Genomic DNA, 24,549 nt, shown 5'->3' on the forward strand with positions numbered 1-24,549 from the left:
CGGGCCATGCTGGGTAAGGACAACTGGTTTTCGTCCGCCGCCGCCGATGTTCTACACTTTGTAGAAGTTACATTTCTACGGAGCGTAGAAGACTGCATTGGCTAACAGTAGGGACTGCCATGGACGCCTTGGAAATCGCACGCTGGCAATTCGGTATCACCACGGTCTACCACTTCATGATGGTGCCGCTGACCATTGGCCTGGGCCTGGTGGTCGCCGTCATCCAGACCGCCTGGTACCGCACCGGCAAGCCCGAGTACCTGCGCATGACCAAGTTCTGGGGCAAGCTGTTCCTCATCAACTTCATCATGGGCGTGGCCACCGGCATCGTGCAGGAATTCCAGTTCGGCATGGCCTGGAGCGAGTACAGCCGCTTCGTGGGGGACGTCTTCGGCGCCCCGCTGGCCCTTGAAGCCCTCCTGGCCTTCTTCGTCGAATCGACGTTCCTGGGCCTGTGGATCTTCGGCTGGAAGCAGCTCAAGCCCGCCATCCACCTTGCCTGCCTCTGGGTGGCCGTCATCGGATCAGCCCTCTCCGCCTACTTCATCATCGTGGCCAACAGCTGGATGCAGCACCCGGTAGGGGTCGAAATGATCAACGGCCGGCCCGTCATGACCGATGCCTGGGCCGTCTTCACCAACAACACCGCGCTTGTGGCCGTCCCGCACACCCTGTTCGGCGCCCTCGCCGTAGCCGGCGGTTTCCTCCTGGGCATCGCCTGGTACCACCTCTGGCGGCGGCGGCACGACGGCGTCGACACGGTGGGTGCCGACGGCAAGGTCATCCCCGGTGAAGACGTCCGCATCCCCGGCCGTGACCGGGCAGACCACAGCGTGTGGATCCGCTCCCTGCGGATCGGCGCCGTGGTGGCCATGATTTCCTTCGCCGGCACTGCCGTGACCGGTGACCTGCAGGGCAAGCTGATGTTCCAGCAGCAGCCCATGAAGATGGCCGCCGCGGAGGCGGCCTGCCACGACGGCACCGGCTTCTCCGTCCTGAGCGTCGGAAACGTGGGTTCCAGGAACTGCGACGACGTCGTGGCCGTGATCGAGGTCCCGGGCATCCTGTCCTTCCTGGCCAAGGGCGACTTCACCACCGAAGTCAAGGGCGTCAACAGCCTGCTGCCCGAGTACAAGGCCAACTACGGAACCACCCTCCCGGACAACCCCATTTACGGTGAGCGCGCGGGCCAGGACATCGAATACGTGCCCGTCATGGAAGTCACCTACTGGGGATTCCGGATGATGATCGGTTTTGGCGGTCTGGCCGCCCTGGCAGCACTGGTGGCACTCTGGCTCACCCGAAAGGGTACCGTGCCGGAGCCGCGGTGGCTGATGCGCCTGGCAGTCTTTGGCATCCTGGCCCCCTTCGGCGCGAACGCCGCCGGATGGATTTTCACCGAGATGGGCCGCCAGCCCTTCGTCGTGGCGCCCAACCCGGATCCCAGCGGCATCGACCAGGTGTTCATGTTCACCGCGGCCGCCGTATCACCGGGCGTCTCCGCCGGCGAACTGATCGCCTCCCTCGTGGCATTGACCGCCGTCTACGCAGTCCTGCTGGTGGTTGAGGTGAAACTCCTGGTCAAGTACATCCGCGGCGGCGTGGTTTCCGCGATGCCTGAACTCGCGCACGCACCGGTGGACGAGAACGAGGACGCGACGCCGGGCACCGGCGGCAACGGGGACACCAAACCGGCCGACGACGTCCTGGCCTTCGCCTACTAGCAGAGGAAACAAACTATGGAACTGCTGCCCACCATATGGTTCATCGCCATCGCGGTGCTGTGGACCGGCTACCTCTTCCTGGAGGGCTTCGACCTGGGCGTGGGGATGCTGATGAAGCTCTTCGCCCGCAACAACACGGAGCGCCGGGTGCTGCTGAACACCATCGGACCTGTCTGGGACGGCAACGAGGTGTGGCTGCTGACCGCCGGCGGCGCCACCTTCGCCGCCTTCCCGCTCTGGTACGCCTCGCTCTTTTCCGCGCTCTACCTCCCGCTGCTGGTGGTCCTGCTGGCACTGATCTTCCGGGCGGTGGCCTTCGAATACCGCGGCAAGGTGGACAGGGACAGCTGGCGGAACCGGTGGGACTGGGCCATCGCCCTGGGTTCATTCTTCGCCGCCTTTGGCGTGGGCGCTGCGCTGGCACTCACCACCACCGGCCTTCCGCTGAATGCCAACGGCGACCGCGAGGGCGGCCCCATGGCCTGGTTCAGCGGCTACGCCCTGCTGGGCGGCATCGCCGTCGTGGGGTTCGCACTGCTCCACGCCCTGGCGTTCCTGGCACTCAAGACCGATGGAGAGGTACGGCACCGCGCCCGCCAGTGGTTCGTGCGGCTCCTGCCGGTCCTGCTCCTGCCCATCGCGGCGTGGGCCCTCGCCATCCAGTTCATGGACGGCAGCCCCTGGACCTGGGCCGCCGTCGTCCTGGCCGTTGCTGCCGCCGTCACCGCCTGGCTCCTGGCCCGGAAGGGCTCCGAAGGCCGGGCCTTCCTGGCCCTGGGTGCCTTCCTGGTCCTGGGCACCGCGTCCATCTTCGGGGCCGTGTTCCCGGTGGTGCTGCCCTCCACGCTGGACAGCGCCTTTGACCTCACCATCTCCAACGCCTCCTCCTCGGACTACACCCTGGGACTGATGAGCATCGTGGCAGCCTTCGGCCTTCCCCTGGTGATCGCCTACCAGGCCTGGACCTACTGGGTCTTCCGCCGCCGCGTCAGCGCCGCCCACATCCCCGAGGCCCACAGCTTCGTCCCGGCAGTGGCCGCCAGGGCGTTCACCACCAAGGGCTGACGTGCGGCCAACCTTTCCTGCCGGCCCGGCAACCCGTTCAGCCATCTACTGGCTGGGAGTCCTGGCCGCCCTCAAGGCCCTGTCCCTGGTCCTCATCGGCCAGGCGGTGGCCTCCATCCTGGCCGGACTCGCCGCCGGGAACCCTGCCTGGGCAACCCAGCTCGCTGCCGGACTCGCCGGCGTCGTCCTCCGCTCCCTGACCGTCTGGGGCCAGGCCGTCGCGGCCCGCCGCGCAGCGCTGGGGGTCAAGGAAGAGCTCCGGGCGGAGCTGCTGGAGCGTGCCCTGCGCACGGGCGTCCGGACCTCAGGCCCGGCCGACGGCGGCCTGACGGTGCTGGCCACCCGAGGCCTGGACGCCCTGGACAGCTACTACACCCAGTTCCTTCCCGCGCTGGTCAACTGCGCCGCCGTGCCGCTGCTGCTGGGCGCCCGGATCCTCTTCGCGGACTGGGTGAGCGCGCTGGTCATTGTGCTCACCGTGCCCCTGATCCCGCTGTTCATGGTGCTGATCGGCCGGTACACCGAGGACAACGTCCGGCAGGCCCAGGCATCGCTCGCCCGGCTGTCCGCCCACATGCTGGAGCTCGCCAAGGGCCTGCCGGTCCTGGTGGGACTGGGCCGGGCCGCCGCGCAGCGCAAGGCCCTGGAGGAAATCTCCGAGGAGTACCGCTCCCGCACCATGGGCACCCTGCGGACCGCGTTCCTGTCCGCCCTGGCGCTGGAGCTCATCGCCACCATTTCGGTCGCCGTGGTGGCCGTCTTCATCGGTGTCCGGCTGGTCCACGGGGACATGCCACTCGAAGCCGGCCTGCTGGCACTGCTCCTGGCACCGGACTGCTACCTTCCGCTGCGTGAACTGGGCACCGCCCACCATGCCAGCGACGACGGCCGGGTGGCACTCGCGGAAACAGCCGCCGTGACCGGCGCGCCCGAGCCAACCCCCCTGCCGGCGGCAAAGGCCGGCAGGCCCGGCGCCCCGCTCGAGGTCACCGGACTCACGGTGACCTACGCCGGACGGTCCGCTGCCGCCGTCGGGCCCCTCACCTTCACCGCGCCGCAGGACAGGATCACCGCCCTGGACGGACCCAGCGGCGCCGGCAAGAGCACTGTCCTGGGCGTACTGGCCGGAACCATCGGTGCCGGCGGCGGGACGGGCATTAGCGGATCCATCAGCGGACTGGACCGCCGCACCGTGGCCTGGGTGCCGCAGCACCCGGTCATGGTGGCAGGAACCGTCCTGGATGAGGTGCTGCTGTACCTTTTGCCGGACCCGGGCCGGGGGACTGACCGTTCGGCCGCCGAAGAGACTGCCCGCCGCTGCCTTGACCGCGCCGGCGCCGCCCACCTGGCAACGAAGCACCAGGCGGAGCTGAGCCCGGGCGAGCTGCGCCGCGTGGCACTGGCCCGCGGGCTGGCCAGGATCGAGGCCGGCGCAGCCCTCCTGCTTCTGGACGAGCCCACGGCACACCTGGACGATGCATCTGCGCTTATTGTGGAGGACGCCATCCGCGGGCTCCGCGGCCAGGCCACCGTGATCCTGGTAGCCCACAACCAGCGCACACGCCAGCTCGCAGACCTGCTGGTGCCGATGGGAGCGGAAAGCCAGGCCGCGCCGGCAACACCACGGGATGGCAGCCCTGACCGCGTCCTGCCCGTTGCGACCACGGAAAGCCACGCCATCACAGCAGGCGCTGCCACAGCAGATGCCACAGCAGATGCCTCACTGGGCAACCCCGGCCACGACAGCGCCGGCATCGCCGTACCCGGCCAGGCCGCCCCGGGCACGGCTGGCCTCCTTGCTGCCCTCCTGGCGCCGGTCCGGGGCCGATTCGCGGCCGCTGCCTTCGTCGGCACCCTGGCGGCCGTCTTCGCCGTCGCGCTGTCCGGCCTGTCTGGCTGGCTCATTATCCGGGCCAGCGAGCAGCCGCCCATCCTCTACCTCCTGACCGCCATCGTGGGCGTCCGGTTCTTCGGGATCGGCCGGGCCGTCTTCCGCTACTGGGAACGGCTGCTGCTGCACGATGCCGTGTTCGCCGCGCTCACCCGCCTGCGCGGCCGGCTCTGGGAGTCACTGAGCCGCAGGGCGCTGTCGCTGCGGCGGCTCCTGCAGGGCGGCAACGTGCTGGGGACGGTCATCGACGACGTCGATACGGTCCGTGACCTCCTCCCACGCGTGGTCCTGCCGCCCGTCACGGCGCTCGCGGTGTCCGTCCTGGGCGTTGCTGCGACCGCCGCCCTGGTGCCGGCGGCCCTGCCCGCAGTGGCCGGCGCGGTTGTCAGCGGCCTCCTGCTGGCGCCCGCGGCCGCCCTCTGGGGCGACCGCAAATCCGCCGGCGCCGAGCAGTCCCTGCGCTCCGGCGTCCTGCGCCGCGTCACGGCGGCCCTGGACGCGCGGGCCGAACTGCACGCAAACGGCGTGGCACCGCGCGTGCTTGAGGCGCTGCTGGCGGAGGACCGCGACGCCACGCGGGCGTCCCAGCGCTCAGCTTGGGCTGATGGGCTGGGACACGCTGTTGCCACAGCAGCGTGCGGCGCCGCTGCCCTGGCCGCCGCATGGCTGGCGGCTCCCGGAGTCCTCGGGGCCCAGGTTGCCCCGGCCACCGCAGCCGTGGTGGTCCTCCTGCTGCTCGCGCTGGTGGAACCATATACCGCGATGACGACGGCGGTCCGCCAGTTTCCCGCGCTCCATGCCGTTATGCGCAAGGTGGGGGAGTCGGGGGCCCTTGAGGGCGGCGGCGTGTCCGACGGGCTGCAGGCCGTTCCCTGCCGGGCCGGCGGTGCGCCCGGCGTTGAGCTGGCGGACGTGGCTGCGGCATGGCCGGGCGGCTCCCCGGTCTTCTCAGGAGTGGATGTGGTTGCAGCTCCGGGGCGCTGGCTGGCGGTCACCGGGCCGTCGGGTTCGGGAAAGTCCACCCTGCTCTCGGTGCTGCTGGGTTTCCTGCCGCCGGCGGCAGGACAGGTCCGCGTCACGGGCAGGGCGGCGTGGTGCCCGCAGGAGGCGCACCTTTTCGACTCCACCATCCGCGGCAACCTTCTGCTGGGCCGGCCGTCGGTCAATGATGCGCCAACCCCGCCGGACGACGAACCGGACGGCGAGCTGGACGCCGTCCTGGCCGCCGTCGGACTTGCGGGCCTGGTGGGGCGGCTCCCGGCGGGGCTGGACACGCGGATCGGCCCCGGCGGTGCCTTCCTCAGCGGCGGTGAGCGCCAGCGGCTGGCCGTGGCACGGACGCTGCTGACCGGTGCGGAAGTGATCCTGCTGGATGAACCCACCGCCCACCTCGACGCGGAGTCCGCGGCCGACATGCTCGCGGACCTGCGCGCGGGACTGCGGGACCGGACCGTGGTACTGGTCACCCACAACCCGGCAGACATCAGGGCAGCCGACGCCCGGCTGGACCTTTCGGCCTCATCCGGACAACCCCGCGGATCCCTGGCCGCTTCCCGCTAAAGGCCGGACTGGCTGGGTTTCGTCAGCCGTTGACGTCGTGAAGGTGGTGGACGACGTCGTGCAGGAAGTACTGGGAGAGCGTGAGGACGGTGAACTCCGAGCCGTTGCTGCGAAGCCCCTTGCGTCCCCAGTCCTCTTCACGCACGCCGGCGAAGGACTCGGCGGCCTGGTGTCCTTCTGCCGCCAGTTCCCGGGCCACCTCGGATGGGTCGGCGTTGGCGTAGTCCTTCTCAACGGCTGTCCGGTCCTGGTCCCAATCCTCGAACTGGGCGCCGTCCTCGGCCAGCATCAGGTTCAGCCGCTGGTCGAAGAGTGCGAAGACGTCCCGCACATGGCACGCGTACTCCAGCGCGGACCACGTGTCGTCATCAGGGCGCTGGGCCGCGTCCGGCCGGCGGAGGATGGCCCGCCAGCGGGGGAGCATGCTTTCGATGCTCCCGGGAACCGTTGCCGGCGTGGCCGTGGAGGCGTTGAAGGAGCATTCCGGGCAGGGGCGGGACAGGACCCAGGTCCAGTCCTTGGCATCAGGAACGATAGGCATGGGAGCAGTCTAAGCGGTGCCGGTGCCCTCGATGCCTACACCTCCGCCGCGGGTCCGTCCGTCCAGGCCATGGCCGGGCCTACCGCTTCGACGGCCTGGGAGAGCGGGACGCCCGAGCCGTCACGGCGGCCATGTTCCTGAGGCAGTGACCGTGCCACGCCGGCAGCCGATGAAGCCTTGGCCGGACCGTGGCCGGCCCAGGCCAGCAGCAGCATGTCCTCACCCTTGAGGAACCGGTGCGACCGGACCCCTGCGGTGGCCCGCCCCTTGGCCGGATACTCGGAGAACGCAGTGACCTTGGCCGTGCCCGGGGCCGTGCCCGGAAGGGCGCCGTTGGTGCCGGCGATGGTCACTACGACGGCGGCCTCGTCCTTAGGCTGGACGGCGCCGAAGAAGATCACCTGGTCGCCCGCGGCGAGTTTGATGCCGGCCATGCCGCCGGCGGTGCGTCCTTGGGGGCGGACCACGCCGGCGGGGAACTTCAGCAGCTGGGCTTCCCTGGTCAGGAACACCAGTTCGGCGTCGTCGTCACCGGCAGGAGCCACCCCCACCACGACGTCCTTGTCCTTGAGGGTGATGACTTCCCAGTCTTCGCGGTTCAGCGGGTAGTCCGGCTGGACCCGCTTCACCACGCCCTGCGCGGTGCCGATGGCCAGGACCTCATCCAGGCGAACGAACGCCACCAGGGTTTCGCCCTTCACCAGGGTGAGGAATTCCCTGGCCGGAACACCTCCGGCCAAGTTGGGCAGCCCGGCAACCGGAGGCAGGACCGGCATGTCCATGACCTGCAGCCGGAGCATGCGGCCCAGCGAGGTGACGGCAGCAATTTCGCCGCGCGCCGACGTCTTGACCACGGATGAGTACACGTCATGCTTGCTCCGGGGCCCGGCCTCGGCCAGCGGTTCCTGGTTGCTGGTGCGGGCCACCTGCCCGGAGGCGGTGAGGATGGCCCAGCAGGGGTCGTCAGCGATCTCCAGTGCCAGCGGCGCGGTCTTGCCTTTCTTTCCGTTGGCGGCCACAAGCTCGGCGGACGCCACCGTGGGGGACACGGCCTCGGATTCCAGCAGCACGGTCCGACGCGGGGTGCCGTGTTCCTCGGCAATGGCGGCGAGTTCGTCGGAGACCACGGTGCGGAGCAGTTCCTCGGAGTCCAGGATGGCCTGCAGTTCCGCGATCTCGCGGCGGAGTTCGTCCTGCTCCTTCTCCAGCTCGATCCGGGAGTACTTGGTGAGCTGGCGCAGGCGCAGTTCCAGGATGTAGTTGGCCTGGATCTCGGTGAGGTCGTAGATGGACATCAGCCGTTCGCGGGCCGCTGCGGCCTCGTCCGACGAGCGGATGATCTGGATGACCTCGTCGATGTCCACGATGGCGATGAGGAGCCCCTCCACCAGGTGCAGGCGGTCCTTCTTCTTCCCGAGCCGGAAGACGGTGCGGCGCCGGACCACGTTGATGCGGTGGTCGACGTAGACGCGCAACAGGTCCACCAGGCCAAGCGTCTGCGGCTGGCCGTCCACCAGCGTGACGTTGTTGATGCCGAAGGAGTCCTCCATCGGCGTGTAGCGGTACAGCTGATGCAGGACCGCGTTCGGGTTGAAACCGTTCTTGAGCTCGATGACCAGCCGCAGCCCGTGCTTGCGGTCCGTCAGGTCCACGATGTCACTGATGCCGGTCAGTTTCTTGGCATTGACGGCATCCTTGATCTTCTCGATCACCTTTTCCGGGCCCACCATGTAGGGCAGTTCGGTGACCACCAGGCCGGTGCGGCGCGCGGAGAGCTGTTCCACCTCCACCTTCGCCCGGGTCTTGAACGAACCGCGGCCGGTGGCGTAGGCGTCGCGGATGCCGTCCAGGCCGACGATCCGGCCGCCGCTGGGCAGGTCCGGGCCCGGGACGAACCGCATGAGGTCATCCAGGCTTGCGTCGGGGTGCGCAATCAGGTGCCGGGCAGCGGAGATGACCTCCACCAGGTTGTGCGGGGCCATGTTGGTGGCCATGCCGACGGCGATGCCGGTGGCGCCGTTGACCAGCAGGTTGGGGAAGGCGGCGGGAAGGACATCCGGCTGGGTCAGCTGGTTGTCGTAGTTGGGGACGAAGTCCACCACGTCTTCGTCGAGGTGGTTGGTGAGGGTGAGGGCGGCCGCAGCCAGCCGGGCCTCCGTGTACCGCGGCGCTGCCGGGCCGTCATCGAGCGAGCCGAAGTTTCCGTGCCCGTCAATCAGCGGCAGCCGCAGCGAGAAGTCCTGGGCCATGCGCACCATGGCGTCGTAGATGGCAGCATCGCCGTGCGGGTGCAGCTTGCCCATGACCTCGCCCACCACGCGGGCGCTCTTGACGTGGCCGCGGTCCGGGCGCAGCCCCATGTCGCTCATCATGTACAGGATGCGCCGCTGTACCGGCTTCAGGCCGTCCCGGGCATCAGGGAGGGCCCGGGAGTAGATGACCGAGTACGCGTACTCCAGGAAGGAGCCCTGCATTTCGGACGTGACATCGATATCGACGATGTTCTCCGTGTAATCGCTCTCCACAATGGGCTTGGAACTTTGGCGGCGGGCCATGGGGTTTGGTGAATCCTTCTGGGTTTACTGCGCAGCCTTGGGGTGTGCTGCGATAGTTTTTGGCTAGGCTAAGCCTATGGTGGATCAGCCCGGGGACGGCGAATATCCGGAACATTGGGAAGCCGATGTCGTCCTTCGCGACGGCGGGACAGCACACCTGCGGCCCATCCACCCGTCAGACGCGGACGCTGTGCAGGCCTTCCACACCGGACAGTCGCAGAATTCAATCTACATGCGCTTCTTTGCGTTCAAGGCCCGGCTGTCCGCGAAGGAGCTCAAGCGCTTCACGGAAGTGGACTACAAGGACCGGGTGGCGTTCGTCATCACCATCCGCGGCGAAATCATCGGCATCGGCCGCTACGACCGGCTGCCTGACCCCACCGAGGCCGAGGTCGCCTTCAACATCGCCGACGCCCACCAGGGCAGGGGGATCGGTTCCATCCTGCTGGAGCACCTGGCCGCCGCCGCGCACGAAAACGGGATCCGGAAGTTCACCGCCGAGGTGTTGCCGGAAAACCGCAAGATGCTGATGGTTTTCTCCGACGCCGGCTATGACGTCAAGCGCCACTTCGACGACGGCGTCGTGAGCCTCGAGTTCAACATCGACCCCACCGAGAAATCGCGCGCCGTGATGGAATCACGCGAGCACCGCGCCGAGGCGAGGAGCGTCCGGGACCTGCTGGCGCCGTCGTCCGTTGCCGTGATCGGTGCCAGCCGCAAATGGGGCACCGTGGGGTACCAGCTGCTGGAGCACATCATCGAAGGCGGCTTCCACGGGTCCGTGTACGCCATCAACCCGGAGGCGCTGGAGCTGGCGGGGATGATGTCCTACGGCAAGCTCTCCGAAGTTCCCGAACCCGTCCAGCTTGCCATCATCGCAGTTCCCTACGAGGAAGTGGCCGGCGTCGTGGCTGAGTGCGCCGCGGCGGGCGTCAAAGGCGTCGTGATCGCCTCGGCAGGCTTCGCGGACGACGGCGAGCGAGGCCTGCTGCGGCAGCGCGCCCTGGTGCGCCAGGCCCGGGCCAACGGAATGCGGGTGATCGGACCGGCATCGCTGGGCATCGCCAACACCCACCCGGAGGTGTCACTGAACGCCTCGATGGCGCCCACCATGCCGCTGCGCGGCAGCCTGGGCCTGTTCAGCCAGTCCGCGGCCATCGGCGTCTCGCTCTACGCCGCTTCCAGCCGGCGCCACCTGGGACTGTCCAGCCTCCTCTCGGCAGGCAACAGGGCTGATGTCTCCGGCAACGACATGATGCAGTACTGGGAGGACGACGCCGACACCTCCGCCGTCGGCCTCTACCTGGAATCGATCGGCAACCCCCGCAAGTTCTCCCGCATCGCTCGGCGCCTTGCCCGCACCAAGCCGGTCATCGTGGCCAAGTCGGACACGATGGGACTCCGCCTGCCGCCCGGACACGCGGTCCGGACCACGCAGGCGCCGGCCGGGGCGCTGGATGCCATGCTGCGCCAGTCGGGCGTGATCCGGGTGGAAACCGTGGAAGAGCTGGTGGATGTGGCCCAGGTGGTGTCAGGCCAGCCATTGCCCGCAGGACCGGACGTCGCCATTTTCAGCAACTCCCAGGCGCTGGGAAACGTGGTGGCGGACAGCGCCGCAGCACACGGGCTGGGAGTGGCCCGGGTGGTTTCCGGACTGGACCTCGATGCCGGCCAGTCGGTGGCCCTGCCCGCACTGCGGAAGGCCCTCCTTGACGCGCTGGCCTCGGATGCGGTGCACGCCGCCGTCGCTGCACTGCTGCCGTCCCGCGGACTGACCGCCGAAGCCGTGGCGCAGGTCCTGGCGGAATGTTCGGCAACTTCGGGCAAACCGGTGGTGGCCGCCTTCACCGGCATCCTGGACCCCGCCGTCAATGTGGAGGGCCTGGTGGGGGCGGAGGGCTGTACCGTCCCCTGCTTTTCCAACCCCGGGGCCGCCGTGGCCGCGCTCGCGGCCGTGGTCCGGTACGCGAAGTGGGCCGCCCGCGACCAGGGGCACTTCGTCGAACCCGCCGGCTGCGACCCCCGGCAGGCGGAGGCCGAACTCGACGCCATGCTGCTGGACGTGAAGGGCGAACAGCTCAAGCAACTGGACCCGGCAGCAGCTGCTTCCCTGCTGCGGCATTACGGCATCTCCGTCCTCCCCTCTGCAGGCTTCACCACCCCGGATGAGGCCGTGGCAGCAGCAGACACGCTGGGTTGGCCGGTGGTGCTGAAAACCACCGACCCCGCACTGCGGCACCGGCTGGACCTTGGCGGGGTTCGCCTTGGCATCGAGGACGCCCAGTCGCTGCGACAGAATGTGGTGCAGATGCGGCGGGCGCTGGCCGCCTACGGCGACCCCGCCCTGGAAGTGCAGGCGATGGCACCGGTGGGGCAGGCCTGCACCTTCCGCGCCATCGAGGACCCCCTGCTGGGCCCGGTCATCTCGTTTGGCCTCGCCGGTGACGCCGTCAACCTCCTCGACGACTGGTCGCACCGGGTACCGCCGCTCTCCGCGGCGGACGTACACGACTTCATCCGTGCCCCCAGGGCGTCCCGGAAGCTCTTCGGCTACCAGGGCCTGCCGGCGGTCGACGTGCAGGCGCTGGAGGACCTCGCCGGGCGGCTGGCCTGGATGAAGGACAACCACCCGGAGATCGCGCTGGTGGAATTCAACCCCGTTTTGTGCGGCACCTCAGGGGTCACCATCCTCGCCGCTGATGTGCGCATCGGCAATGCCGCGCAGCGCACGGACAGTGCCCGGCGGGCCATGCTGGGCTGACGCGGTTAGCAAGTGACCGGACGATCTGTGAAAATGGGGGCATGAGCTTCCAGCCTCCCGCTTCGGCGCCCGAAACGCCCGGCAATGAAAACCAGGCAGTCCGCCAACACAGCTCACACAACCACGGAATCCAGGGCCAGAGCCTGGAAGACGCGCTGCAGAAGGCCGGGTTCTACCCGCGCCTGGTGTCCGACGTCGTCGACGACGCACTGGACGGCCGGGACTGTGTGGCCCACCTGGTGCACCTGGAAACCCACTTCGACCGGGCGGAGGTGCGCCGTCACATCACCGTGCTGGTCCTCACCGCGGACATGCTGGTGATCACCCATGTTGACGACCAGCAGCTGGACGAGGCGGGGGAGCAGATCGTCGCCCAGATCTCCACCGAGTCCGTTCCGGTGGCCCAGATCCGGTCCGTGGTCCTGAGCTACATGTACGCCCAGCCGCAGAACTACAAACCCTCGGACCCCGTCCGGGAACTCACCTTGTCCATCGCATGGTCAGGTGGGCAGCGGCTGGACATGGGACCTGCCAGCTGCGGCGATCCGCAGTGCGAGGCGGACCACGGCTACACCGGAACCATCGCGCAGGAAGACATCGTGCTCCGCATCAGCGCGGAGGCGGACGGCCTGCAGGCAGTCCAGGACGCCAAACTCTTTGCCAGGGCTTTGCGGGCGGTCAATACCGGGTCCGCCGCTCCCGTATCCCACGCCCAGTCCATGGCGCCGCGGCCGCGTGCCGGGGTGTTCGGCAACCGGCTCAGCCGCGGGCACCAGCAGCGCTGAGATGCCGGAAGACCGCCTACCTGCCATTCAAGCCTCCACAGCAATCGGCCGCACCCCCGACCTTCCGCCGGCCCCCGCCTACGGGCACCGTTCCATCGCCGAAGTCCTCACCAGCGCCGCGGCCAGCCTCGGCGTGGAGGGCTTCACCAACACGCTGGGACTCCCGGCCGCCTCACGGGTCTGCGTTGTACTCGCCGACGGCCTGGGCCGGAACCTGCTGAAGCAAAAGGCGGCCCACACGCCCTTCCTGCGCTCCGTGATGCAGGCCGGGCAGGGCGAGGTCCCCGTGTGGCTGGATTCCGCCTTCCCCTCCACCACCGCAGCCGCATTGTCCAGCTTTGGGACCGGACTTCCGCCGGGTCAGCACGGCATGGTGGGTTATGACGTCCTGGACCCTGACCAGGACAAGGTGGTCAACCTGTTGGGGAACTGGGATCCGGGCGTGGACCCGTCCACCTGGCAGCCTTTCCCTACGGTGTTTGAACGGATCGCCGAACACGTCGATGCCAGCACCGTCAGCCTCTCCCAGTTCGACGGCTCACCCATGACCCGCGCAGCCCTGCGCGGCGGCAGGTTCATCTCCGGCACCACCGCCCACGCCCGGACTGCTGCCGCCGCCGACGCCATGGCGGCCTCCGGTCCGTCCCTCATGTACTTCTATGTCAACGACCTGGACAAGGCGGGCCACCGCCACGGCTGCCGTTCCGAGCAGTGGGAATACCAGCTGGAAGAGCTTGATGCCACGGTCAAGCGGCTCAACTTCTCGCTTCCCGCCGGCACCACGATCCTGCTCACCGCAGACCACGGGATGCTGGATGTGTCCGAACCGCAGCGGATTGACTTCTCGACGGACCCGGAACTGGTCGACGGTGTCCGCCACACCGCCGGTGAACCGCGTATGGTGCACCTGTACCTGGAAGAGGCGGACCTGGAAGCAGGGAGCGGGGCCACGGAACGGCTGCTCGCCGCCTGGAAGGCGCGCTTCGGTGACCGGGTGTGGGCCTTCACGCGCGAGGAGGCCGTTGCCGGGGGACTCTTCGGTGACGTCCGGCCCACTGTTGCGGGCAGGATCGGTGACGTGATGATCGCCGCCCGTGACGCCGTCGCGCTTTACGATGGCCGGCGCATGCGGCCCACTGCCATGGAAGTGGTGGGCCAGCACGGCTCGCTGACGAAGGCGGAGCGGGAGGTCCCGCTGCTCTGCTTCACGGCCGAAGGAAGGAACCGCGGGCGTGGCTGAACTCATCTTCTTCTCCGGCACCATGGACTGCGGGAAGTCCACCCTGGCCCTGCAAATGGACTACAACCACCGGGTCCGCGGGCGCGGCGGCGTACGCTTCAGCCGCAACGACCGGGCCGGAGAGTCGCGGATCTCAAGCCGGCTGGGCCTGGAGACCGACGCCGTGGAAGTATTTGACAGCACCGACTTCTGGGAGGAAGTCATGCTTCGCCGTACCCAGGGCCAGCGGATCGACTACCTGATCTGCGACGAGGCCCAGTTCTACACCCCGGAGCAGGTGGAGCAGCTGGCCAAGGTGGTGGACGAAATCGACGTCGATGTCTTTGCCTTCGGCATCACGGCAGATTTCCGCACCCGGCTGTTTCCGGGTTCGCAACGCCTCATAGAGCTTGCCGACCGGGTTCAGGTCCTGCAGGTTGAAGCGCTGTGCTGGTGCGGGCGGCGCGCCACGCACAACGCCAGGACGGTCGACGGCGTCATGGTCACCGAGGGTGCCCAGGTAGTGGTGGGCGACGTGGACATGGTGGTTGAGGCCGCCGCCGCCCCGGACGCGGAGCATGTGCCGGTGGTGGGCTACGAGACGCTGTGCCGGCGCCACTTCATGCGTAGGGTAACCGCGCACGGCGCCAACCTGATGGCCCAGCAGGACCAGTTGCTGCCGTTCGACGTGGATGCCTGCCTTTGGCGGGGTTCAGGCGGGCCCGGGGAGAGCCGTGGGCCGGGGAGTAAAGCCTAAGCGCCACCGCGACGGGTACCGGCGGTTAGTGTACGGGCGCCGCCCTCACTCGCGAGTGGTGCGCTGCGCGCCGCGAGACGCTCGCTCAGGTGTCGGTGGGCCGTGGACGGGTCGTTAGCGGTGACCAAGCAGATGCCTTTTCCAAGTTGATCGCTTGAGACCCTTCAGCCAGCGGCAGGTCGTCCTCGGGGGCGAACTCTGTCCATGCCGGGTTTGCCGTGCTGGGATCAACGGTGGCAAGGAGTGCCCGCACTTCTTCTCCGCCGGTGCAGTCGGGGCCATGGCCAGCTTCCGACGGGCTGATTTCTGCGACCTTCGCGCCAGCTTCCCGGAAGACCGTACAGCGGAGAAATCGCCCATCCTCAGATTCAAGGATCAGATAGCTGCCGCCCTTATAGGCAGCCAGGACAAGACGGGCGAGCAGCGAGACCCTCGACATCCCCAGTGCCGCGGACACCTGATTACCCATCCGCTCGGTGGCAGTGATCGCCTGCCTGACTTCGTCGTCGTCGAGCGCACCAGGGTTCATCTGCAACTCGGGAAAGCCGTGATCGCGCGTCCATTCCCAAGCTGCGTCTGCGATTCCCGCCCAGTCGTACCCACGGGAGTTCTTCCGCTTTACGATCGGCCAACCAAGCGCGTAGAGATTTGACTCTGCCCAGAATTGAATCGCCTTCACGGTTGCCCAAGGGAGGCTGTAGGCCCATTCCGGGTGGTCCTCGCCGGTCTGGTAGTTGTAGCACCTGGCTGCCAAATAGATCTGCACCAAATGCCTTGGTTCCAGCGTCCCGGTCAGGATCTCGTCGACAGGGGTGAACGTGTAGTCTGGCTCGGCACTTTCTTCCTGGTAGTAATTGGGAGACCGCCACATTGTTGAAGTTGGCCAGTGCTTCCCCGATCGATTGTGCTGTGGCAGTGTCCTCGAAGTCGAAGAAACGGTCCGCCATCTTGCCGTTTCGGATCCTTCGGGCGGCGGTCGCCAAGAGGTCGATCAGATCCGCGCCGACAACAAATGAGCTCAAAACGGTCCCCCTGTCTTCCGAGCCGCGGCCGGCCCGGTTTTCGCAGCATATCTACCGCAAATCAATCCTGCCTTGGGGGTGACTGTCGACCCGGCCAAAGGATTCAGCAGGCGGGCGATGTGCCGCTATCCGATCTACGGTTGGGGAGCTTTACCTCCGGCACCCGAATTCGTGTCATGGCCAGCCCACTCTCCCCGAGTATGGGTGAACAGCTACAACTGAAGGTGCCCTAATGTCAGACCCTCCCGCGATGATGGGTTTGTGGGGAAAGCAGTGGTGGCGAAGGCGTTTGAGGACATCCGTGCTGCCCTTGCTGTGCTTGATGCGGAGGTGGATGGGGCGGGTTTGGAGCCGTTTTCGGCGGCTGACCCGTTGGCTGGTTTGGTCGATGGGTGTCTGGATGTTCTGGCTGGTGCCCGCGAGGTGGAGGCCGGGATTGCGGGGTTGAAAGCGAAGGCCGCGGTGAAGTATTCGGACACTGCCTGGGCTGTTGCGGGGCCGGATGCGCCGGTGGTGGCTCAGGAGATGGCGGTCGCGGCGGAGATCGGGTGTGTGCTGGCTCTGGGCCCGCGGGCCGCGGGCGCGTTCCTGGCCACCGCGCATGCCCTGACCGCCGGTTTGCCGCGGACCCTGGCGGCGCTGCAGGCGGGAACGATTTCGTGGCAGCACGCGGTGGCCATGGTTGATGAGACGGCCAGTCTTGATTCTGCGGGGGCGGCGGCGTTGGAGGCGCATTTCCTGGATCCTGACGTGTTGGACCCGGCCAGGGGGTGCCCTGTGGGGGAGATGCCTGCCCACCGGTTCAGGGTCAAGGCCCGCAGGTGGCGGGAACGGCACCATGCCGAGTCGATCGAGAAGCGTCATGCCAGGTCTGTGGCGGACCGGCGGGTGGAGTACCGGCCGGACCAGGACGGGATGGCCTGGCTCAGCGCGTGTCTGCCGGCGGATCAGGCGTTGGCCGGGTGGAACCGGCTCACCGCTGTCGCCCGTGCCTTGCAGGGGCCGGAAGAGTGCCGAAGCATGGCCCAGCTCCGGGCCGACACCTTTGTCGACGCAATCCTCACGAGTGAGCTGGGCGCCGGCGGCAACACCAGCGGGACCGGTGCCGGCGCCACAGACGACGTCGTTGGGACCGGTGACGGAGCCGATGTCCCGTGCTCGACGATCAGGGCGCAGGTGCTGGTCACTGTTCCCGTGTTCTCGTTGACGGGCCAGACCGATGAACCGGCAACGCTGCACGGGTACGGGCCGATCCCGGCGTCCATGGCACGGCGGCTCGTCGCGGACGGCGCCGGTTCCTTCCACCGGGTCCTGGTGGACCCGCGGGACGGGGCGCCGCTGGAGATCGGACGGACCAGCTACCGAATCACGAAAGCGATGCGGGCCTGGCTGAGGATGCGGGACGGCAAATGCCCGTTCCCCGGCTGCAGCAACAACTCCCTGGACAACGAAGCCGACCACATCCTCGCCTGGCACAAGGGCGGCACCACAGGCATCAGCAACTTGGGACAGCCCTGCCCGAAACATCACAGGCTCCGGCACACCACGGACTGGAAACCCACGCCGGCCACCAAAAATGAACCACCCGGCTGGATCTCACCCACCGGCAGGCACTACAAAAGCGAACACCAGGACTGGGAACCACCACACTGGCCTCCCGGGTTCTTGCCTCGCGAACAAAGCAAACTTAAAGAACGGATCCCATTCAAAGAACCGATCGCTCTCAGAGATCGCAGCCTCTTGGAAGAAGCTCTCCTTCAACACCTCGCCCAATGATCCGGCAAACTGCAGGGCAGCGCTCAATTGCGCGGCCCGCCGTTTTGCTGCTGAGCGTGTCGGTGCGGACTCGTTCTACTGAGCGGCGTTCTTCGACCCGCCGGGGCCTTCTACCGGGGGATCCGGCGGTAGCGGATGTGGGTGGCCAAGGGTGAGTGGAGCACCTCGGCGGGTTCGAAACCAAAGGATTCAATGCCGTCGAAAATCCGTTCCCCTGAACCGAGGAGGACCGGCGTGATGTCGAGGGTCAGTTCGTCGACCACTCCGGCGGCCAGTGCCTGCCTGACGGTGGACGCTCCGCCTGCAATATCAATGCCCATGCCGCCGGCGGCGTCGAGGGCGGCAGCGTACGCTGCATCGAAACCGTCGGTGATGAAGTGGAACGTCGTCCCGCCATCCATGGGGATGGGGTCATGCGGGTGGTGCGTCAGGACGAACACCGGTGCGTGATAAGGCGGTTCCGGGCCCCACCAGCCGTTCCATTCCTCATCCCAGCCGCCCCGGACCGGCCCAAACATGTTCCGGCCCATCACATAGGCGCCCCGGGGACGCATCAGCCATTCGGCGGCCACTTTGTCGGCGTCGTTGGCACGCGGATCGCCAATATGCCATCCGTGCAGCTCCAGCCCGCGCTTGCCCAGCGGGTTCTCCATGCTTTGATCAGGACCGGCGACGAAGCCGTCCAGTGACATGGACATGTGGCAGGTAGTGTCCGGCACGGCGAACCTCCATGATGGGATGGTCAGGGCCGACATCGGCCCATGCTGACGGATCGTAGCATTTGGGCGCCGCGTTGCCCATGGAAATGAGCAGCCTCTTAGTCGCTCCGGGTACCGAAGACGATCTCGTCCCAGGACGGTACGCTGGAGCGCTTGGGCCGTGCAGGCCGTTCCGGTGCCTCAGTTTCGGGCAGCTGGCCGGTCGCCGGGGATGCATCATCGGGCTTGGCTGCAGAACGGCGGGGATTGCTGCCCAGGAGCTCGTCCAGGCCGGCTCCGCCGGACGGGGCGGACCCTGTTCCCGGGGTGGAACCGGACGGCTTTGCCGGGGACGCCGCAATGGTGATTTCCCTCGTGTCGGTGCTGACGCCGTCGTGAAGCCGCAGCGCGTCGTCGTGGTTGTCACGGTGCGGCGGAAGGAGGCTGAGCCTCGACAGCATGGAAGGCCTGGTATCCCTGCGCCTGATGAAGGAGTCGCCCTGGGCGGCCGGCGCATCGCGCTGGTCATCCTGCGCTTCCGGCTCCTCAGGCTCAGGTTCAGCCGCCACCTCTGAAGGGCGGGGATGGGCGGCGGGTACGCCATGCGTGAGCAGCAGCGCCAGGGCGTCGTCCGAGTCTTCATCCACGCCTAGGCGCTGGCCGCGCCGTGACCGGAGCATGTCCAGGAGGCCGTCGGATTCCTTGCCGGAATCCTGCGCGGGCCCTCCCTGGCTGCTGGTTGAGGTCCTGGACGCATCAGCGTCAGTCTCGAAGTCAAAGGGGCGGTCGGAAACCGCGGTGAGCCGGCGGGCAGGAACGGGCCCGTCCAGCGGCTCAAGTTCGCTCAGCTGCTGCGCCCACCGGTTGGTGTTCTGCAGCGACTTCCGTCCCGGGTTGAAGGTCCAGAGCGCGGGCGGTTCTTCGCCGATACCCGAAGCGCCCCCGGGCTTGGCCTCAAAGCTTGCCGAGACAGTCCATGTACCGTCCTGGCGGCGCCATGAGTCCCATTCCACTGTTGCGGGGTCGATGCCGTGGGCGGACAGGCGGTGGGCCACCATGTCATCCAGTGTTGCCGGGTTGTCTCCGAAAGCGGAGCGGTAGATGTCGTGGCCGGGGGAGGGCGCCGCGACTTCAACTTTCCTCGCCTGCTGTGCAACGTATTCGCGCTCGGCCAGGACGGGGCCCTCGTAGCGCTCCACCTTGGCCAGCGGCATCCCGGACAATTCAGCGACGTCGGCAGCCGTGGCACCGGCACGAATCCGCGCCTGGATGTCCCTGGGGGACATGGGAACGGCAGGCCTTTCCGCCCGCGGCTTGGCCGTGGGCCGGCTGGCCGTCCTGAGAGCCTCATCGATCGGCAGCTGGAACATCTCGCCGCCGGCCCCGCTCAACAGGAGATGCGTCCCGTCGTCGTGCACGCCTACAAGCCGTAGATCCTGCATACAAATCCTCCACCCTGGCATTACTATCAATCGAAACTCTGCCACCCGGCGGCGGGGATTTGGCTCAAGGAGCAGGGCGCGCCGTGATTTTCCGCTGGAACCAGGCCGGAAAGGCGGGTGCAGGGCGCAAAAGCAGGCAGCCCGGCAGTGTCAGTGCCGTGTCAGGGCAGCCGTCAGCTGGTCCGGGTGACGGGTGGAGGCGAGCCAGTAGGGGGTCCGGTCGGCGGGGTCCGTGATCTCGATTTTTACGACGGGGTCGATCCAGCCGCGGATGCACAGGTAGGCGAGCCCGTTGAGCCGGGTGCCCCGTTCCGCCGTCGCCTCCTCTGCCCTGAAGTGCTCTACAGCGCCGACGAAACGGCGTTCAATCGTGGCGCGTCCAACGGTGAGGGCGTCCGGCGTCACCATGATGACGGGCGTGGAAACAATCAGGAGGACAGCGATGATGGCGAAGAGCACCAATGCCGCGGTGTAGCCCGCCGCCATGCTGATGGGGGCGAAAACCAGGATGCCCGCTGCGGAGACGCCGGCTGCGATAATCCAGATCCAGGCATTCGGCCACAATTTTTCCCTGTAAATAAATGCAGTCCCCGCGGAGGGTGTGCTGGGAACGGACGCAGGCGAGCTTGAATCGGGCATAGCCCAAGCTTTCCACCTTTGGCCGGCTATTTCACCTTGGGGCAGGCTCCCCCGGCCCGGCGTCCCTAGGAGTGATTTGGGGGCGCGGGTTAGAGTGAGTGACTGTGACTGATCATCCCGCCACGGTAGACCTTGTCCCGGACGCAGCATTGCCCGCCCCCGCAGTTCCCACCCTGCAGGTCCAGTTGAAGATGCTGGATCCGGAGCTCGAGGCACCGTCCTACGCACATCCGGGCGACGCCGGCGCAGACCTCCGTGCCCGCGAGGACGTGGTCCTGATGCCCGGGGAGCGCAAACTGGTCCCCACCGGCGTCGCCATTGCCCTTCCTTATGGGTTCGTGGCGCTGATCCACCCCCGGTCCGGCCTGGCCACCAAGCATGGACTGACCATCGTGAACGCCCCCGGCACCGTTGATGCTGGCTACCGGGGCGAGATTTCCGTAACGCTGCTGAACACTGATTCGTCCCAGCCGATAGAGCTCCGCCGCGGCGATAGAATTGCCCAAATGGTCATCCAGCGCGTGGAGCATGCCCAATTCATTCCTGTCAGCGAACTGAGCGGATCCGTGCGGGGCACGGGAGGCTTCGGGTCCACCGGCGGGTTCAACGTCCCCGGGGCCTGACCTTAGGCTGCACCCGCAGCCACGCCGGCATGCACGACGACGGAACCTCCAACGTTGCGCCGGCAGGTTTCAGGACTGGCACATTTCCAGAATTAAGGAGTCACCCATGGTCTTTGGGTTCGGCAGGAAAGCAAAGAAGGACGAGGCGGCAGAGCCGGCCGATGAGCTGACGGTTGCGGAGGGCGAAGAAAGCTCATCCGCCACCGTCGCCCGCCGCCAGGACGGACCTTTCGACGAGGCCGAGATCAGCAGCCGCGACGGGTATGTGGACCTTGGTGCCTTGCTGATCACGCCCAGCGAGGGCCTGCAGCTCCGCCTCGAAGTGGAGGAGGCCACGCAGCGGGTGGTGGCGGTGACCCTGGACCTGAACGGCTCCAGCCTTCAGCTGCAGGCCTTCGCGGCGCCCAAGACGGAGACTTTGTGGGATGAAATCCGCGAACAGATCGGCCAGTCGGTCGGTGCGCAGGGCGGCCAGGTTGAAGAGGTGGAAGGTGCTTTCGGTACCGAACTGGTGGCCAAGCTGCCCGCCGGACTCCCGGACGGCAGCCAGGGCTACCGCGTGGCCCGCTTCATCGGCGTCGACGGTCCCCGCTGGTTCCTGCGCGGCGTCCTGGGCGGACCTGCGGCGCTGGAACGCCCCGCCGCGGAACCGCTCGAGGCACTGTTCCGGCAGGTCGTCGTGGTCCGCGGCGACAGCCCCATGCCGCCGCGCGACCTCTTGCAGCTGAGGCTGCCCAAGGACGCTTCCGCCACTCCTCCACCCGCCGCGCCCACTCTGGAGGAGCCCGAACGTGGTCCTGAAATCACCCAGATCGGCTGATTCCCCCCACGGCGATCCTGTCCACGCGTCCGGCGGCATCACACCGCTGGGGCAACTGCCGGACAAGGGACGCGTCATGTGCCAGGGGCACATTGAATCAGTGACCTTTGTTCCTGCCGACCGGACTCCTGAATTCAGTGCCATCCTTTCCGAGGATGACGCCGAACGCCCCGCCCCGGGTCCGAAGCGGGGTAGGCCGCCGCGGCTCCGTGTCGTCTGGCTGGGCCGCCGCCGCGTGCCGGGCATCGAAGCAGGCGTGCAGATCCGGGTTGAGGGGACACTGGCCCGGGGCTTGGACATGCCCACCATATTCAATCCCCGCTACGAGATACTGTCCCGCCAGGAGAACGAATGACCGCCCAAGAGCCCGAACAGCCATCCGGTCCTGCCCAACCGGCCGGAGGGCAGCAGGGCGGGCAGGGCGGGCCGCAGGCTCCCGGACCGTCACCGGTGGCCGGCCTCGCCGCAGAGTATGCCGCAAAGGCAGGGCTGCACCGCACCCACGACGGGCGGGTGGATGTCCTGCGCAGCGCCGGGGGAGCGCAGGGCATTGCCGAGAGCATCGTTCCCGGCCTCGTGTTCCTGGTGGCGTTCACCATCACCCGCGAACTCACCTTGTCACTGGTGGCAGCCCTGGCATCGGCAGCCGTGTTCACCGTTGTACGCCTGATGCAACGGCGGCCGCTGACCCAGGCCCTGGCGGGCGTGGCCGGCGTCGCCATTTCCGCCTGGCTGGCCAACACCACCGGCAAGGCCGAAGACTTCTACCTTCCCGGCTTCTTCACCAACGCCGCCTATATCCTGGCCATGGTCATCTCCATTGCCGTCAGGTGGCCCGTGGCCGGGCTGCTCTTTGGTTTTATCCGCAACGAGGGCGTGGAGTGGCGCAAGGAACCGGACCGGGTGAGGGCCTACCGCCTGGGCACCTGGATCATCGTGGCCGTCCTGGCGCTCCGGCTCATCGTGCAGGTGCCCCTCTACCTGATGGGCACCGACGGCCTGGCCGCCCTCGCCACCACGCGCCTCATCATGGGCGCACCCCTGTACATCCTCGGTGTCTGGGTAGCCTGGCTCGTAACCCGGCCTGCTGCGGCTGAACCTGAAGCCGGTAAAGACCAGGCCGCCTGAACCCGCTTTTACAACAGCCAGGCTTCCTGCCGCAGGGGTGCGGCGCCGCGCCTAGCCGTCGAAACCGTCGTCGTCCGGGGCATGCCCGTGGCTGCCCGCGGTGGCGGGCTGGGCGTTGTTCGCAGGCTGGTCCCCGGCGTCGGTGCCGCCTGTGTTGAGGCTGCCTGTGTTGATGCTGCCGGGAGCGGAGGAGAGCAGCTCACGCAGCCTGTCCTCAGCGGCGATGGTGGTGACGAAGAAGAGTTCGTCGCCGCCGTCGATCACGTCGTCCCGGCTGGGGGTGATGGGTGCCTGGTCCCGCAGGATCGCCACCAGTGTGGCGTCCTCCGGCCAGTGGATGTCGCCCACGGTCATGCCGATGACATGGGAATCATGCGGAACCGTGAATTCCACCAGCGACGCAACGCCCGTCTGCAGTGTCAGCAGGCGGACGAGGTCGCCGATCTCCACTGCCTCTTCCACCAGGGCGGTCATCAGCTGCGGGGTGTTCACGGCGACGTCGACGCCCCATGAATCATTGAACATCCAGTCGTTCTTGGGGTTGTTCACCCGGCCCACGGTACGGCCAACCCCGAATTCGGTCTTGGCCAGCAAGGACACCACCAGGTTCACCTTGTCGTCGCCCGTGGCGGAGACCACGACGTCGGCGTCCTCCACCTTCGCGCCCTGCAGGGTGGAGAGCTCACAGGCGTCGCCCACCAGCCAGTGGGCGCCCCGCAGGCCGCTGCGCCCGATCACCTCGGGCTTGAGGTCGATCAGGAGGATGTCGTGCTTGTGCGCCAGCAGTTCCCGGGCAATGGACGATCCGACACTGCCGGCGCCGACGATAACGACTTTCACTGGTACTCCTTGGCGGGGGCTTTGGCGAGGATCTGGGCGATCTGGGCGCTGCGGTCAACCTGCAGCATGGCGTGCACGGTGTCGCCGTCCTGGTAGGCGGTTCCGGCGTCGGGCAGCAGGCCCTCGCCGAAGCGGGTCAGGTACGCCACACGGACATCGGCTGCCTTTTCAATGCTGCTGACGCGATGCCCGATCCAGCCGGCGTCGAGGTCCAGTTCGGCCAGGACCAGGCGTCCGGAGGGTTCGCGGAAGTCGCCCGCGAGGTGCTGTTCGGGAAGGATGCGGCGCAGCACCTGGTCGGCGCTCCACCGGACGGCGGCCACCGTGGGAATGCCCAGGCGCTGGTAAATCTCGGCACGTCCCGGGTCATAGATCCGGGCGACGACGTGCGGGACGTGGAAGGTCTCGCGGGCCACCCGGGTGGCCAGGATGTTGGAGTTGTCGCCGCTCGAGACGGCGGCGAAGGCGTAGGCCTCACCCACCCCTGCCTGCTTGAGGGTGTCCCGGTCAAAGCCGACGCCAGTGACTTTCCGTCCGGTAAAGCCCTGGCGGAGCCGGCGGAAGGCGCGGTCGTCCTGGTCGATGATGGCCACGGAATGCCCGGCATCCTCCAGCGTGTGCGCCAGCGTTGCCCCCACCCGGCCACATCCCATGATCACGAAATGCGCCACCGTATCTCCTCCATATGTAAGTCAGGATCGTG

Annotated in this window: 20 protein-coding genes; 12 read left to right on the plus strand and 8 right to left on the minus strand. The window is 67.6% G+C overall.

The window, feature by feature from the left end; translation table 11 throughout:
• The first annotated feature begins 119 nt into the window (after positions 1-119).
• The 3 genes from Q9R31_RS14000 to cydD are packed head-to-tail and all read left to right on the plus strand — an operon-like array spanning position 120 to position 6,240.
• On the plus strand, positions 120-1,724 hold the full coding sequence (locus tag Q9R31_RS14000; RefSeq protein WP_311263327.1) for a cytochrome ubiquinol oxidase subunit I: 1,605 nt from the start codon (positions 120-122) through the stop codon (positions 1,722-1,724).
• Between the two features lie 15 nt (positions 1,725-1,739).
• The gene (cydB, locus tag Q9R31_RS14005; protein ID WP_311263328.1) at positions 1,740-2,789 is read left to right on the plus strand and encodes a cytochrome d ubiquinol oxidase subunit II; all 1,050 of its coding nucleotides are present in this window, start codon (positions 1,740-1,742) and stop codon (positions 2,787-2,789) included.
• A gap of 1 nt (position 2,790) precedes the next feature.
• Positions 2,791-6,240 carry a thiol reductant ABC exporter subunit CydD gene (gene cydD, locus Q9R31_RS14010; RefSeq protein ID WP_311263329.1) on the plus strand — a complete coding sequence of 1,150 codons (3,450 nt, stop codon included), beginning with the start codon at positions 2,791-2,793 and terminating at the stop codon, positions 6,238-6,240.
• Between the two features lie 22 nt (positions 6,241-6,262).
• On the opposite strand, the gene Q9R31_RS14015 is transcribed toward cydD, so the two are convergent.
• Positions 6,263-6,781, minus strand: coding sequence for a DinB family protein (locus Q9R31_RS14015; protein ID WP_311263330.1), 519 nt, complete (start codon positions 6,779-6,781; stop codon positions 6,263-6,265).
• Between the two features lie 35 nt (positions 6,782-6,816).
• Positions 6,817-9,336 carry a DNA topoisomerase IV subunit A gene (locus Q9R31_RS14020; protein WP_311263331.1) on the minus strand — a complete coding sequence of 840 codons (2,520 nt, stop codon included), beginning with the start codon at positions 9,334-9,336 and terminating at the stop codon, positions 6,817-6,819.
• 76 nt (positions 9,337-9,412) lie between these two features.
• Here Q9R31_RS14020 and Q9R31_RS14025 point away from each other — a divergent pair, with 76 nt between their 5' ends.
• From Q9R31_RS14025 to Q9R31_RS14040, 4 genes are read left to right on the plus strand one after another with little or no spacing between them, the layout of a single operon-like run.
• Positions 9,413-12,097: a GNAT family N-acetyltransferase gene (locus tag Q9R31_RS14025; protein ID WP_311263332.1), complete on the plus strand. Its 2,685-nt coding sequence runs from the start codon at positions 9,413-9,415 to the stop codon at positions 12,095-12,097.
• 41 nt (positions 12,098-12,138) lie between these two features.
• Entirely contained in the window at positions 12,139-12,882 is a 744-nt protein-coding gene (locus Q9R31_RS14030; protein ID WP_311263333.1) for a DUF5998 family protein, read from the plus strand.
• Position 12,883: 1 nt separating this feature from the next.
• Complete coding sequence (locus tag Q9R31_RS14035; RefSeq protein ID WP_311263334.1) at positions 12,884-14,122, plus strand: alkaline phosphatase family protein; 1,239 nt, start codon at positions 12,884-12,886, stop codon at positions 14,120-14,122.
• Positions 14,115-14,858, plus strand: coding sequence for a thymidine kinase (locus Q9R31_RS14040; protein WP_311263335.1), 744 nt, complete (start codon positions 14,115-14,117; stop codon positions 14,856-14,858). Before Q9R31_RS14035 ends, Q9R31_RS14040 begins: the two co-directional genes overlap by 8 nt.
• A gap of 85 nt (positions 14,859-14,943) precedes the next feature.
• Here the strand turns inward: Q9R31_RS14040 and Q9R31_RS14045 are convergent, their stop codons facing one another.
• Positions 14,944-15,729 carry a hypothetical protein gene (locus Q9R31_RS14045; protein ID WP_311263336.1) on the minus strand — a complete coding sequence of 262 codons (786 nt, stop codon included), beginning with the start codon at positions 15,727-15,729 and terminating at the stop codon, positions 14,944-14,946.
• 412 nt (positions 15,730-16,141) lie between these two features.
• On the opposite strand from Q9R31_RS14045, the gene Q9R31_RS14050 reads away from it, so the two are divergent.
• A complete protein-coding gene (locus Q9R31_RS14050; RefSeq protein WP_311263337.1) occupies positions 16,142-17,656 on the plus strand; it encodes a DUF222 domain-containing protein in 1,515 nt (504 codons plus the stop codon).
• A 110-nt stretch (positions 17,657-17,766) separates the two neighbouring features.
• Here Q9R31_RS14050 and Q9R31_RS14055 read toward each other — a convergent pair whose 3' ends face one another.
• The 3 genes from Q9R31_RS14055 to Q9R31_RS14065 all read right to left on the minus strand — a co-directional run bounded on the left by Q9R31_RS14055 (position 17,767) and on the right by Q9R31_RS14065 (position 20,435).
• The gene (locus Q9R31_RS14055) at positions 17,767-18,375 is read right to left on the minus strand and encodes a dihydrofolate reductase family protein (RefSeq protein WP_311263338.1); all 609 of its coding nucleotides are present in this window, start codon (positions 18,373-18,375) and stop codon (positions 17,767-17,769) included.
• 98 nt (positions 18,376-18,473) lie between these two features.
• The gene (sepH, locus tag Q9R31_RS14060; RefSeq protein ID WP_311263339.1) at positions 18,474-19,796 is read right to left on the minus strand and encodes a septation protein SepH; all 1,323 of its coding nucleotides are present in this window, start codon (positions 19,794-19,796) and stop codon (positions 18,474-18,476) included.
• Positions 19,797-19,946: 150 nt separating this feature from the next.
• On the minus strand, positions 19,947-20,435 hold the full coding sequence (locus Q9R31_RS14065) for a DUF3093 domain-containing protein (RefSeq protein WP_311263340.1): 489 nt from the start codon (positions 20,433-20,435) through the stop codon (positions 19,947-19,949).
• A gap of 104 nt (positions 20,436-20,539) precedes the next feature.
• Between Q9R31_RS14065 and dut the strand changes: the two genes are divergently transcribed.
• The 4 genes from dut (at position 20,540) to Q9R31_RS14085 (ending at position 23,006) form a co-directional block, all read left to right on the plus strand.
• Positions 20,540-21,058, plus strand: coding sequence for a dUTP diphosphatase (dut, locus tag Q9R31_RS14070; protein WP_311263341.1), 519 nt, complete (start codon positions 20,540-20,542; stop codon positions 21,056-21,058).
• A gap of 106 nt (positions 21,059-21,164) precedes the next feature.
• A complete protein-coding gene (locus tag Q9R31_RS14075; RefSeq protein ID WP_311263342.1) occupies positions 21,165-21,878 on the plus strand; it encodes a DUF3710 domain-containing protein in 714 nt (237 codons plus the stop codon).
• A complete protein-coding gene (locus Q9R31_RS14080) occupies positions 21,850-22,233 on the plus strand; it encodes a hypothetical protein (RefSeq protein ID WP_311263343.1) in 384 nt (127 codons plus the stop codon). Before Q9R31_RS14075 ends, Q9R31_RS14080 begins: the two co-directional genes overlap by 29 nt.
• Positions 22,230-23,006 (plus strand): DUF3159 domain-containing protein, encoded by a 777-nt coding sequence (locus tag Q9R31_RS14085; protein WP_311263344.1) that lies wholly within the window; start codon positions 22,230-22,232, stop codon positions 23,004-23,006. The genes Q9R31_RS14080 and Q9R31_RS14085 overlap by 4 nt, the downstream gene beginning before the upstream one ends.
• Before the next feature lie 51 nt (positions 23,007-23,057).
• Here Q9R31_RS14085 and Q9R31_RS14090 read toward each other — a convergent pair whose 3' ends face one another.
• Both Q9R31_RS14090 and Q9R31_RS14095 read right to left on the minus strand, forming a co-directional pair.
• A complete protein-coding gene (locus Q9R31_RS14090; protein WP_311263345.1) occupies positions 23,058-23,846 on the minus strand; it encodes an NAD-binding protein in 789 nt (262 codons plus the stop codon).
• Complete coding sequence (locus tag Q9R31_RS14095; RefSeq protein WP_311263346.1) at positions 23,843-24,517, minus strand: TrkA family potassium uptake protein; 675 nt, start codon at positions 24,515-24,517, stop codon at positions 23,843-23,845. Before Q9R31_RS14095 ends, Q9R31_RS14090 begins: the two co-directional genes overlap by 4 nt.
• Positions 24,518-24,549 lie beyond the last annotated feature (32 nt).

Origin of the sequence: Pseudarthrobacter sp. BRE9 (genome assembly GCF_031844305.1) — a bacterium.
GTDB lineage: Bacteria > Actinomycetota > Actinomycetes > Actinomycetales > Micrococcaceae > Arthrobacter.

Bases quoted from the DNA above. Each gene is read 5' to 3' on its own strand.
- Q9R31_RS14015 (WP_311263330.1), bottom strand. From the start codon at position 6,781: ATGCCTATCGTTCCTGATGCCAAGGACTGGACCTGGGTCCTGTCCCGC.
- Q9R31_RS14065 (WP_311263340.1), bottom strand. From the start codon at position 20,435: ATGCCCGATTCAAGCTCGCCTGCGTCCGTTCCCAGCACACCCTCCGCG.
- Q9R31_RS14030 (WP_311263333.1), top strand. From the start codon at position 12,139: ATGAGCTTCCAGCCTCCCGCTTCGGCGCCCGAAACGCCCGGCAATGAA.
- cydB (WP_311263328.1), top strand. From the start codon at position 1,740: ATGGAACTGCTGCCCACCATATGGTTCATCGCCATCGCGGTGCTGTGG.
- Q9R31_RS14075 (WP_311263342.1), top strand. From the start codon at position 21,165: ATGGTCTTTGGGTTCGGCAGGAAAGCAAAGAAGGACGAGGCGGCAGAG.
- Q9R31_RS14025 (WP_311263332.1), top strand. From the start codon at position 9,413: ATGGTGGATCAGCCCGGGGACGGCGAATATCCGGAACATTGGGAAGCC.
- Q9R31_RS14045 (WP_311263336.1), bottom strand. From the start codon at position 15,729: ATGTGGCGGTCTCCCAATTACTACCAGGAAGAAAGTGCCGAGCCAGAC.
- Q9R31_RS14035 (WP_311263334.1), top strand. From the start codon at position 12,884: ATGCCGGAAGACCGCCTACCTGCCATTCAAGCCTCCACAGCAATCGGC.
- Q9R31_RS14000 (WP_311263327.1), top strand. From the start codon at position 120: ATGGACGCCTTGGAAATCGCACGCTGGCAATTCGGTATCACCACGGTC.
- Q9R31_RS14085 (WP_311263344.1), top strand. From the start codon at position 22,230: ATGACCGCCCAAGAGCCCGAACAGCCATCCGGTCCTGCCCAACCGGCC.
- Q9R31_RS14020 (WP_311263331.1), bottom strand. From the start codon at position 9,336: ATGGCCCGCCGCCAAAGTTCCAAGCCCATTGTGGAGAGCGATTACACG.
- sepH (WP_311263339.1), bottom strand. From the start codon at position 19,796: ATGCAGGATCTACGGCTTGTAGGCGTGCACGACGACGGGACGCATCTC.